We start from the raw sequence: 11,063 nt of genomic DNA, 5'->3' as shown, positions 1-11,063 counted from the left end.
GGCTCATTCCAGTGCCAGCAGACGTCTCACCGCAGCCAGTCCTATTCGTGTGGACGGCGAGACAGCACCGGTCGGGCTAAGAACGGGGGTGCGGCGCAAGACCGTCCAGTACAGCCGTGTAATCATCAACCTCTTTGAGCCGTTCAATGTATGCGGCATGCGTCATGGTCAAGTCCGCGTGACCCAGCATGGAGGCAGCTGCTCTGTCTTCCACTTCCCGGGCGAGGAGGGTCGCCACTGTACGCCTGAACGCGTGCGGCGTAATCAGGTGGGCGTTTTCAACGCCCGCCGCTTCCAGGGCGGCGCGCAGTTGCCTCCTCACGCTGGAGGCCTGCATGTAGGTTCCGCGCCTGGACCAGAACAGCGCACCAGCTGCATTGTTGGCCGGAGATTCTGCAATCCTGCGTGCAAGCACGTCCACGACGAACCCAGGCACCGGGATGATCCGTTCGCTGCCGGCGTTCTTCAGGAGGTCTTGCCGATACTTGGGGCCGTGCCGCGGTTCCACTAGGGTGCCGGTTATGGCGATCCTTCCCACGTCGCCTGACAAATCGATGTCTTCGAGCCGGATCGCAAGTACTTCGCCGATGCGGGCCCCCGTGCCAAGCAGCACATCCACGACATCTGCAAGAACGCTGCTTGGCCGCGGACCGAAGCGCCCGGGTTCCAATCCCCAATTCCGCACAGCTTCACGGACTTCCATGACGGTCGACTCATTGAGCCCTACGGGCTTTTTGCGTGGCTTCCTGAGGCGATCCACTTCAACCACTGGGTTGCCCCAGACATAAAGGTCGTGCCGGACTGCGTAGGACATGATCTGCTTGAGCACCGTTTTCGCCAGCCGGGCCTTCGTATGCCCTTTTCCATTCTTTACCAGTGACCGGAGGAAGCGATCGCACGTCGACGTAGTGATTTCCTTAATCTTCAGCGCACCGAGATCCGGTGCGATCAGGTTGTAAACGATGCTCTCGTACTGGTCCCATGTCTGTCGGCGAATTGCCTCCGTGCTCCCGACCGAGACCATGTTCCCGTTCTCGTCGACTACTACTTCCGGAACTTCGATGCTCAGGAGCCACTTTTCTGCCACGTCCTTCAGCGAAGGATTTTCAGCCAAGCGCCATTTCTCCTGCTGGCGTTGAATCATAGACGTCAGCAGTGCGTTTTTGGCCTTGTCCTTTGTGGAGCCGAATTTGCTGTAAGCCCTTGTCACACCGTCATATCCACGGAACCGGCAACTTGCCCGCCACTTCCCAGACGCTGCGTCCTTCTTCGCACTGATTGTCCCCCATGCCCCCAGCGGGAGGCTTGACCGCCCCATCAGCCTGCTGCTTTCGAGGTATCGGCAACCCATGCCTCAACTGCGGCACGCTGGTAGCGAACAGCGCCGTGAAGCTTCAGGGCCATCGGCCCGATGCCAGCGGATCGCCAGTTGCGGAGGGTTTTGGGAGCCACCTGCAGCCAGACGGCCACCTCGCCGGTGGTCATGAGCTGCTCTGCGTTGCCTTGGTCCGTAACCGGTCCCAAGGCCTTCATTCTCGTTGTCATGGGGTCTTCTATGCGCCCCAAGCCCCGACGGGCGATCCCCAATTTTATTGAAAGCGTGTTGTAAGCGTGTTGTGCGTCATCTTCGGGCATGAAAAACCCCTCTATATCGGGCAAAATCGCCGGAATAGAGGGGTTCCTGGAGCCCCCTGTCGGATTCGAACCGACGACCCCCGCTTTACAAGAGCGGTGCTCTGGCCAACTGAGCTAAGGAGGCGTGCCCTGAGGGCAGGCGCCTGAACGGCGCTAGATAAGGTTAGCCCAACTGGTGCCGGTGGTAAAAACGCCGGCGGCTCCACAGGATTCAAGGCTAACGCCGGCGGCCCGCTCCCGGAAGAATCCGGGAACGGGCCGCTGGGTGTACGGGTGCGTGAAGGCTTTAGGCCTTGGCGTCGATTGCCGCCTGGATCTCGGCGTTCAGGTCGGTGGCGCCGTCCCACTGCTTGCCGTCGATGAAGACCGTGGGGGTACCGGTGATCCCGGTATTTGCTGCCAGCTCCGTGGAGTACTTGACGTAGGGGCGGAAGGTCTTGTCATCCACGCAGCTGTTGATGTCCGCACCGATGTCGCTGGCAAGGGACTTCAGCTTGTCATCGGACAGGCCCGCACCGCCTTCGGCGGGCTGGTTCTCGAAGAGGACATTGACGTATTCCCCGTACTTGTCGGGGGCCGTGTCGGCAACGCATGCAGCCGCGTTGGCGGACCGGGATGAGTAGTTGGTGCTGGACTGGCGGTCCAGGAAGCCCAGGGGCCGGTACTCCATAGTGATTTTGCCTTCATTGCGAAGGCTCGTCAGGGCCTCGTTGTAAGTCTCTTCGAAGCGCAGGCAGACCGGGCAGATGAAGTCGATGTAGGCAATGACCTTGACGGGCTGCCCTTCTTCGGCTTCTGCCCCCGGCGCCACCACGGGGCTGGGCGGGGTCTCGGGCTTGGTCAGCGTGGTCACGTCGACGGTGGCAGGGTCCGTCTGCTTGACGTCGGTGTTGGCCAGGAGGGTCACGCCGCCGTTGACGTTTGCGTTGGCGGGCACGGGGCCCTGGTCGGCGATGGGGGTGTTCTGCCTGATGCTGGTGGTCACCACCAAGGCGACAACAGCCAGGATGGCCACGACGGCCGCCACGATGCCCCAGCCGATGAGCAGTTTGTTGCGCTTGTCCTTTTTCAGCTGCGCTTCACGGATCAGGCGCGCCTTTTCCCGCGCCTCCGCGGTTCGCTCAGCCTTGGACTTACGGACTTCGTTTGCAGGGCTCATGTGTTCCTTGGGTCGGTTGACGTGGGGGGACCACTTTGTGGCAACTCCATACATTTTAGGGGAGAAAGCTGGGAGCTTGCTCCTTCAAGTATTGGCGGGGTTGACGAAAGGCCGAATAGCACGGAAGATTCCGTCCCGTTAGGGTGGGCAGAGAGGCACAAGCAAACCCCAGGGGGCCGCAATGCAAACACCCGTCCAGGAAAAACACACCGCCCCGGCGACGTCCGGCGCCGCCGGAGCAGGCCACGGCGGCGAAACAAAGTACGACTTCATGGTGGTGTCCAACAGGCTGCCTGTGGACCGCTGTGCCCCCGGTGAGAGCGGGGACGACGGCTCCGGCTGGCGTCGCTCCCCCGGCGGTCTCGTAACAGCACTGGCGCCCATGATGACCAAGACAGACGGCGCGTGGGTGGGGTGGCATGGCGCGCCGGACGAGACGGTCAAACCCTTCAGCCACGGCGGCATGGACCTCGTCCCGGTCCAGTTCAGCACCGACGACGTGGAGCTGTACTACGAGGGGTTCTCCAACGCCACCCTCTGGCCGCTCTACCATGACGTCATCGCACCGCCTGAGTTCCACCGGACCTGGTGGGACTCCTACCGAAAGGTCAACCGAAGGTTCGCCGACGCCGTCGTCCGTCATGCCGACGAGGGCGCCACGGTGTGGGTGCAGGACTACCAGCTCCAGCTGGTGCCGCGCATGCTGCGCGAAGCGCGGCCCGACCTCCGCATCGGATTCTTCAACCACATTCCCTTTCCTCCGCCGGAGATTTTTGCCCAGCTGCCATGGCGCCAGGCAATCATCGACGGGCTCCTCGGCGCAGACCTGGTGGGCTTCCAGCGGACCAGCGATGCCGGCAACTTCATGCGGTCCGCACGCCGCTTCCTGGGCGCCAGCGTCAAGCAGCAGCAGGTGCACGTCAAGGGTCCTGACGGGCAGATCACCCACATCGCCCGGGCCCAGGCCTTCCCCATCTCCATCGATGTCCGGCATATCAGCGAGCTCGCCGCCACACCGGAAATCGTTGAGCGGGCCCGCCAAATCCGCCAGGACCTTGGCAACCCCAAGACCATCCTGCTTGGCGTGGACCGGCTGGACTACACCAAGGGCATCCGGCACCGCCTTAAGGCCTTCGAGGAGCTCCTGGCGGACGGCAAGCTTTCTGTCGGCGACGCCACCCTTATCCAGGTGGCCAGCCCCAGCCGCGAGCGCGTTGAGCAGTACCGGCTTCTGCGCGAGGAGGTGGAGGGCACCGTGGGCCACATCAACGGCACCTACGACACCATCGAGAACACTGCCGTGCGCTACCTGCACCACAGCTACCCCGTTGAGGAGATGGTGGCGCTGTACCTCGCCGCCGACGTCATGCTGGTGACAGCCCTCCGGGACGGCATGAACCTCGTCGCCAAGGAATACGTCACCGCACGCACCAACAACGACGGCGCCCTGGTCCTGAGTGAGTTCGCCGGCGCAGCCGACCAGCTCAAGCAGGCCCTGCTGATGAATCCCCACGACATCGACGGGCTCAAGAGCGCCATCATGCGCGCCGTGGAGATGCAGCCCAGGGAGGCCGGCCGCAGGATGCGGGCGATGCGCAAGCAAATCCTCGAGCACGATGTGGACCACTGGTCTGCCGACTTCCTGCACGCGCTCAACGAAAAGGTGGTCCGTGATGACTCCTGATGCCCGCCACGCGAAGGACAAGCTCGCGCTGACTCCTGAACTTCGGGAGGCCATCCGGCAGATCGCCGGCACCGAGCACCTGCTGGTGGCCATGGACTTCGACGGAACCATGGCGCCTATCGTCGGCCATGCCGACGATGCCCGGCCCCTGCCACGCTCCGCAGCGGCTTTTGCCGGGCTGGCTGTCCTTCCACGAACGACGACGGCCCTCATCTCCGGGCGTGCCCTCGCCAGCCTGCGGGCGGTCGCGTCCCCTCCGGTGAATACCCTCCTGATCGGCAGCCACGGAGCAGAGGCGTGGCTGGGCCCGGGATCCACCGGGCTGACGCTTGATCCCGGGCAAAAAGCGCTCCTCGCGGAGGTGCGAACCGTCTTGGAGGACATCGTCAAGGAAGCACCGGGGACGATGCTCGAGGACAAGCCTGCCGGGGTGGTGCTGCACACCCGCCTCGCCTCCGATGACGTCGCCGACGATGCCGTGGCAGCTGCGCGTTCCGTGCTGCAGGACAGGAAAGGGGTGTTCCTCAAGGACGGCAAGCGGGTGCTTGAGACCTCTGTCGTCAACGCCTCCAAGGGCGAGGGAGTCACCTTCCTGCGGCAGATCACCGGCGCCACCGGGGTCCTGTTTGCCGGCGACGACACCACGGACGAGGATGCGCTGGCGCGGCTCAAACCAGGGGACGTCGGCGTCAAAGTGGGCCTCGATTTCACCCAGGCCCAGTACCGGGTGGAGGCGCCGGTCCACGTGGCGGAACTGCTGGAGGTCCTGCTTCAGGAGCGAAGCATCGCCGTTGCTGAGGAAGATCCGGGAACAGCCGCAGAGTGAGGAAGCGCACGGAGGTTGTGCAAGCTCACGTGTGACGCCCGTAACATTTGCCACCATTGCGAGAACATCTGACATACTCTTGCTTGTGATGTGGCGCACAAGAACCGTGCGGCGTCACTCAGCGCTCCTCCGCCTCGGCGGAATTGCGCCAGCAACACACAACTGAACAAACATGAACCATTCACAACGGATCGTCCGGCACGTACCTGCCGGTGAAGGGATTGATAACTGTGGCTACAGTTACTTTTGATAACGCTACGCGTCTGTACCCGGGCACAGATAAGCCCGCCGTCGATAAGCTCAACATCGACATCGCCGATGGCGAATTCCTGGTCCTCGTTGGACCCTCCGGTTGCGGCAAGTCCACCTCCCTGCGCATGCTGGCAGGCCTCGAGGACGTCAACGCCGGCCGAATCCTCATTGGCGACCGCGACGTCACCGACGTTCCGCCGAAGGACCGCGACATCGCGATGGTTTTCCAGAACTACGCGCTGTACCCGCACATGACTGTGGCCGACAACATGGGCTTCGCCCTGAAGATCGCAGGCGTCTCCAAGGAAGAGCGCGCCGAGCGCGTCCGCGAAGCAGCCAAGCTTCTTGACCTTGAGCAGTACCTGGACCGCAAGCCGAAGGCACTCTCCGGCGGCCAGCGCCAGCGTGTCGCCATGGGCCGCGCCATCGTGCGTAACCCGCAGGTCTTCCTCATGGATGAGCCGCTCTCCAACCTGGACGCCAAGCTCCGCGTCCAGACCCGTACTCAGATCGCCTCGCTGACCCGCCGCCTGGGCGTCACCACCGTCTACGTGACCCACGACCAGGTCGAGGCCATGACCATGGGTGACCGCGTTGCTGTGCTGAAGGACGGCCTGCTGATGCAGGTTGACACCCCGCGCAACCTGTACGACAAGCCCAAGAACGTTTTCGTTGCCGGCTTCATCGGCTCGCCCGCCATGAACCTGCTCGAACTTCCCGTCGTCGACGGCGGCGTCCAGTTCGGCGGAACGGTGTACCCCGTGCCGCGCAACGTCCTGGAAGAAGCACACGGCTCCACGGTCACCCTCGGAAGCCGTCCGGAAGACCTCGAAACCGCTCCGCAGGGCGAAGGCCTTAAGGTCGAGGTCGACGTCGTCGAAGAGCTCGGTGCCGACGCCTACGTCTACGGCCACACCACCCTTGACGGCAAGGACCACGACATCGTGGCACGCGTCGACGGCCGCCGCCCCCCGATGAAAGGCGAGGTCATCTACGTCCGGCCGCAGTCGGGCCACGTGCACCTGTTCGACACCAAGACCGGCCTGCGCCTGGGCGACTAGTCCCCACTGGTTCCCTAACCTCGCTTCGGTTAGGGAACCCTGCCGGCGTGGGCCCACCTGCCGGCATCAAACCAACCCACGGCGGCCCGCACCCTTCGAAACGGTGCGGGCCGCCGTCGGCCTTTAACCGGGCGGACAAAAGAATTAGCTGGCCGCCCCTATGTACGGAAGAATTGACCCCATGACCGAGGAATACAGCGCCCAGTGGCACGACGAACCCACCGACTACGCGCAGATCGGCAAACTGCCGCGGTTTGTTGCCGCCAGCGCCGATGACGGCAAGGCGGCCTCGGTTTCCTCGCTCAACATCACGGCGGCTGCGGCCGATCCCGAACTGCTGGACCTTCCCTGGCACATCGCCCTGGAGGACTGGCCGGCGGAAAACCTGGCGGCCCTCCCCCGGGGCATCTCCCGCCACATCGTGCGCTTCGCCCACCTTGGCGGCTCCGTGATCGCCATCAAGGAAACCTCCGAGCACGTGGCCCGCCACGAGTACCACATGCTCCGGAAGCTGGCCCGCCTTGACGTCCCCTGCGTGGAGCCCGTCGCCGTCATCACCGGCCGCACCACCCTGGACGGACGCCCGCTGAACCCGGTGCTCGTCACCAGGCACCTGAAGTTTTCCATGCCGTACCGTGCCCTCTTCTCCCAGATGCTCCGCAAGGACACCCTGACGCGCCTCATCGACGCCCAGGCCCTGCTCCTGGTGCGTCTTCACCTCATCGGCTTCTACTGGGGCGACGTGTCGCTCTCCAATACCCTTTTCCGGCGCGACGCCGGCGCGTTCGCCGCATACCTGGTGGACGCGGAGACCGGCGAGCTCTATCCGGACCTGTCCACGGGCCAGCGCGAATACGACCTTGAGATCGCACGCGTGAACATTGCCGGTGAACTGATGGACCTGCTCGATGGCGGGCTGATCGAGGAAAAGGTGGACCCTGTGGCCACCAGCGAGCTGATCATGGACAGCTACCGCCGGCTCTGGGCGGAACTCACAGAGAAGGAGTCCTTCGAACTCGGTGAGCGCTGGCGCGTGAGTGCAAGGATCCGGCGGCTTAACGAACTCGGCTTTGACGTCGAGGAATACGCCATCAAGACCACCCAGAACGGGTCCACCATCCAGCTGCAGCCCAAGGTGGTGGACGCCGGGCACCACCAGCGCCGGCTGCTGCGCCTCACGGGCATCGACGCGCAGGAGAACCAGGCGCGCCGGCTGCTGAACGACATGGACTCCTTCCGGGCCGACAACAACCCGAACATGGACGAGGAATACAGCGCCCACCTCTGGGTGAGCCAGATCTTCGAGCCGATCGTCAGGTCCATTCCACGGGACCTTTCCGGCAAGCTGGAACCGGCAGAAGTGGTGCATGAGGTTCTGGAGCACCGCTGGTACATGTCGGAGAAGCAGGAGCGGCACATTCCGCTGGCGGAGGCCGTCCAGTCCTACATCGACTCCATCCTGCGCCACCGCCGGGATGAAGCCGCGATCATGCTGAACCCGGACACGGGCATGTTGAAGATCCTCGAAGTGGAAACGGAAGAGTCCCGCTACGGGGACGATGAGTCGATCGACGAATACCCGGACTCGGACGACTAGGGTCAGATCGCCTTTCCCGGGTTGAGGATACCCTCAGGATCGAACAGTTCCTTGATCCTCCGCTGGATCTCGCGGACCGGTTCCGGCTGCTCCTGGCCCAGCCAGCGCAGCTTGTACTGCCCCACCCCATGTTCGCCGGTGATAGTGCCGCCCATGGCCAGCGCGGCGGTGATGGACTCGTCCAGGACCCGATGGAGGCGTTCCAGGGCGACGGCGTCCACACTGCCGCCCGTACGGTCGATCCAGAAGGTGGGGTGCAGGTTGCCGTCTCCCGCGTGGGCCACGACTTTGAGGTGCACTCCGTGGTCCGACGCCATGGCATCCAGGGCTGCAACGTAGTCGACCAGCCGGGAACGGGGAACGGCGACGTCCTCCCCCACGCGGTATTCGTCGTCGACCTCCACTCCGCGGCTGTGGCGCCTGAGCTCCACCAGCCGTTCAGCCTCCTCGCTGGCTTCAGTGCTGACGGCTGCACCGCCGGCCAGCAGCACGTCGCGGACCACCTGCGCCTCTGCAGCCGCGCCAAACCCGTCGGTCTGGATCAGGAGCAGGGAACGGCCCCGGGCTGTGAGGTCGGATCCGTGGATGTCATCGAGCTGGGCCAGCGTGCCGCCGTCAAGCAGTTCCATGATGGCTGGCTGGACCCGGGCCCTTCCAACTGCCAGGACGCCTGCGGCGGCCTGCCGGAAGTCAGGGTAGAACGCTGCGACGGTGTGCACGTCGCGGGGCAAGTACTTCAAGCGGACGGTAACACCGACCACGATGCCGAGCGTCCCTTCGGAGCCCACAAATAGTCCTGTGAGATCGTAGCCCGCTACGCCTTTGAACGTTTGGTGGCCGGTATGGATGAGTGAGCCGTCCGCGAGCACAACGTCCACTGCGAGGACTGAGTCACGGGTGACCCCGTATTTGGCGCAGCGCAGCCCGCCGGCGTTTGTGGCCACGTTCCCGCCGATGGTTGACGTGCGGAAGCTGGCGGGATCGGGCGCGTACATGAGTCCATGAGCCGCGGCTGCGTCGTTGAGGACGGCATTGACGACGCCCGGCTCCACGACGGCCGTTTCGTCATCGGGGTTGAGCGCGAGGATGCGGTCCATGCGCTCCAGGGACAGGACGATGCAGTTCTTCGTGGCGTGGGCCCCGCCGGACACACCAGTGCCCGCGCCCCGTGCCACGATGGCGACGCCGGTGCCGGCACAGGCGCGTACGACAGCCTGGACATCCGCCACGGATTCCGGGAAAAAAACAGCGAGCGGCAGCTGGAAGTCGATCACAGGTGCCTGGTCCACGGCATACCGGCGGAGGGTAACCTCGCCGGCGTCCACCTGCCCGGGTGCCAGGATCCTCTCCAACTCGTCAACTACGCTACCCAACCTGGCCTCCATACGTCGTCGCAGATTATCCCCAGTCTAGGGGGGAAACCAGGCGCGGCCGGGTGGCGGCTGCCTGGGCTGGCGCGCGGCGCAGGGTGCGTGCAGGCTCAGGCCGCGCCCATGAAGCGGGCGTATTTGGCAAGGATCCCGGGCCAGGCACCGGCGTACTTGGCTCGCGTGGCGGGCGGATCTTCGGAACCCTCCCAGCCGTCGTGGAAGACCCGCACCTCGGTTCCCTCGGGGACTGCACGGAAGGCGACCAGAAGCTCGGTGGACCACAGCGCCGTAGTACCGGGATGCCAGGTCGCGTGGAATGACAACGGAGGCTGCCAATCATCCAAGGTTCCCCAGATGCTGGTCCGGCCGTCGTCCGCCGTCTCAAGGATGAGGTTCTCCTCGAACTCCACGTAGGAGCCGGCCCCATAGACGCCGTAGGATTCCAGCGGCCACCAGAGGTGGGTATGGTCGGTGAAGCCAGCGAAGGCATGCGCGACGCTTCCCGGTACTACCACCGTGTGAACCACGGGTTCCAAGATCTCGAAAGCAGCGTGGCCGTCACCTCCGGACGGTTCGTGCTTGTGGCTGAAGAGGCTGTCCATGCTGCCCAACTTTGCCGCCCCTCCCCCTTGGGATGCTCTCTCACCTGATGGGGGGTTTCCCGGGACGCTCTCTCACTCGATGCGGGGTTTCCCGGGACGCTCTCTCACTTGATGTGGGGTTTCCCGGGATGCTTTCTCACCTGATGTGGGGTTTCCCGGGATGCTCTCTCACTCGATGCGGGGTGTCCCCGGACGCTCTCTCACTCGATGCGGGGTGTCCCGGGACGCTCTCTCACTCGATGGGGGTGTGAAGGGGGTGTTTGTCGGTTGTTCTGCGGTGGGTGGTGGGGGGGGGTTCGCCGGGGGCCGGCATTAAGTGGAAGAGCGTTGCTGTATGGACTGCATTAAGTGGAAGAGGGTCCGCCGGGGGCGCGCATTATGTGGACGAGGATCACTGGATGGGCTGCATTAAGTGGAAGAGGGTTTCGCGGGATGCTCTCTCACTTGATGTGGGGTGTGCCGGGGGCCTGGATGGGGGCGCCCTGGTGGTGGCTGTGAGCGGTGCCGGGCCGGTTTTTGTGTGGTGGGGGTTTAAATGTGGGAGGCCCCAACCGTGGTGGTTGGGGCCTCGACCATTTTAATGTGTGTCCGGCGGTGACCTACTCTCCCACACCCTCCCGGGTGCAGTACCATCGGCGCTGTGGGTCTTAGCTTCCGGGTTCGGAATGGGACCGGGCGTTTCCCCCACGCTATGACCGCCGTAACCCTTGTACCCGTCCGCCCGGGTCTGATGCCGGGGGTGGGAAATCTTTGTGGTTACAACATTGTGGTGTTGTTATTCAGTTGTGTTCCTGTCGCAACGTGCCCGTGGCGGGTTTGTTGGTTGGGAACCACATAGTGGACGCAAGCAGTCTTGTTTTTTCTTTTTACCCTCTCC

The 11,063-nt window shown here is 64.0% G+C and carries 9 protein-coding genes, 1 tRNA gene and 1 rRNA gene; 4 read left to right on the top strand and 7 right to left on the bottom strand.

The window, feature by feature from the left end; genetic code table 11:
- Positions 1-76: 76 nt before the first annotated feature.
- From AC4BCK_RS04210 to AC4BCK_RS04195, 4 genes are all read right to left on the bottom strand, one after another.
- Positions 77-1,210 (bottom strand): tyrosine-type recombinase/integrase, encoded by a 1,134-nt coding sequence (locus AC4BCK_RS04210; RefSeq protein WP_490566613.1) that lies wholly within the window; start codon positions 1,208-1,210, stop codon positions 77-79.
- A 107-nt stretch (positions 1,211-1,317) separates the two neighbouring features.
- Entirely contained in the window at positions 1,318-1,545 is a 228-nt protein-coding gene (locus AC4BCK_RS04205; RefSeq protein WP_490566612.1) for a helix-turn-helix transcriptional regulator, read from the bottom strand.
- A 137-nt stretch (positions 1,546-1,682) separates the two neighbouring features.
- A tRNA-Thr gene (locus tag AC4BCK_RS04200) sits at positions 1,683-1,759 on the bottom strand.
- 162 nt (positions 1,760-1,921) lie between these two features.
- Entirely contained in the window at positions 1,922-2,794 is an 873-nt protein-coding gene (locus AC4BCK_RS04195) for a DsbA family protein (protein WP_251425819.1), read from the bottom strand.
- A gap of 181 nt (positions 2,795-2,975) precedes the next feature.
- On the opposite strand from AC4BCK_RS04195, the gene AC4BCK_RS04190 reads away from it, so the two are divergent.
- The 4 genes from AC4BCK_RS04190 to AC4BCK_RS04175 all read left to right on the top strand — a co-directional run bounded on the left by AC4BCK_RS04190 (position 2,976) and on the right by AC4BCK_RS04175 (position 8,214).
- Positions 2,976-4,478 carry an alpha,alpha-trehalose-phosphate synthase (UDP-forming) gene (locus tag AC4BCK_RS04190; protein WP_490566611.1) on the top strand — a complete coding sequence of 501 codons (1,503 nt, stop codon included), beginning with the start codon at positions 2,976-2,978 and terminating at the stop codon, positions 4,476-4,478.
- Complete coding sequence (gene otsB, locus AC4BCK_RS04185; RefSeq protein WP_490566610.1) at positions 4,468-5,304, top strand: trehalose-phosphatase; 837 nt, start codon at positions 4,468-4,470, stop codon at positions 5,302-5,304. The genes AC4BCK_RS04190 and otsB overlap by 11 nt, the downstream gene beginning before the upstream one ends.
- Positions 5,305-5,534: 230 nt before the next feature.
- Positions 5,535-6,617: an ABC transporter ATP-binding protein gene (locus AC4BCK_RS04180; RefSeq protein WP_174179677.1), complete on the top strand. Its 1,083-nt coding sequence runs from the start codon at positions 5,535-5,537 to the stop codon at positions 6,615-6,617.
- A 181-nt stretch (positions 6,618-6,798) separates the two neighbouring features.
- Entirely contained in the window at positions 6,799-8,214 is a 1,416-nt protein-coding gene (locus AC4BCK_RS04175) for a DUF4032 domain-containing protein (RefSeq protein WP_490566609.1), read from the top strand.
- A 2-nt stretch (positions 8,215-8,216) separates the two neighbouring features.
- On the opposite strand, the gene AC4BCK_RS04170 is transcribed toward AC4BCK_RS04175, so the two are convergent.
- The 3 genes from AC4BCK_RS04170 to rrf all read right to left on the bottom strand — a co-directional run bounded on the left by AC4BCK_RS04170 (position 8,217) and on the right by rrf (position 10,889).
- A complete protein-coding gene (locus tag AC4BCK_RS04170; protein WP_490566608.1) occupies positions 8,217-9,599 on the bottom strand; it encodes an FAD-binding oxidoreductase in 1,383 nt (460 codons plus the stop codon).
- A 95-nt stretch (positions 9,600-9,694) separates the two neighbouring features.
- Positions 9,695-10,186 (bottom strand): SRPBCC family protein, encoded by a 492-nt coding sequence (locus AC4BCK_RS04165; RefSeq protein WP_363938910.1) that lies wholly within the window; start codon positions 10,184-10,186, stop codon positions 9,695-9,697.
- Positions 10,187-10,772: 586 nt separating this feature from the next.
- A 5S ribosomal RNA gene (gene rrf / locus AC4BCK_RS04160) occupies positions 10,773-10,889 on the bottom strand.
- Positions 10,890-11,063: the final 174 nt, after the last annotated feature.

The organism is Pseudarthrobacter sp. As-47 (genome assembly GCF_058215595.1).
This window is presented reverse-complemented; position numbering and strand designations above follow the sequence as displayed.

Coding starts and splice junctions, on each gene's coding strand:
- AC4BCK_RS04205 (WP_490566612.1), bottom strand. CDS start 1,545: ATGACAACGAGAATGAAGGCCTTGGGACCGGTTACGGACCAAGGCAAC.
- AC4BCK_RS04195 (WP_251425819.1), bottom strand. CDS start 2,794: ATGAGCCCTGCAAACGAAGTCCGTAAGTCCAAGGCTGAGCGAACCGCG.
- AC4BCK_RS04190 (WP_490566611.1), top strand. CDS start 2,976: ATGCAAACACCCGTCCAGGAAAAACACACCGCCCCGGCGACGTCCGGC.
- otsB (WP_490566610.1), top strand. CDS start 4,468: ATGACTCCTGATGCCCGCCACGCGAAGGACAAGCTCGCGCTGACTCCT.
- AC4BCK_RS04175 (WP_490566609.1), top strand. CDS start 6,799: ATGACCGAGGAATACAGCGCCCAGTGGCACGACGAACCCACCGACTAC.
- AC4BCK_RS04170 (WP_490566608.1), bottom strand. CDS start 9,599: ATGGAGGCCAGGTTGGGTAGCGTAGTTGACGAGTTGGAGAGGATCCTG.
- AC4BCK_RS04165 (WP_363938910.1), bottom strand. CDS start 10,186: ATGGACAGCCTCTTCAGCCACAAGCACGAACCGTCCGGAGGTGACGGC.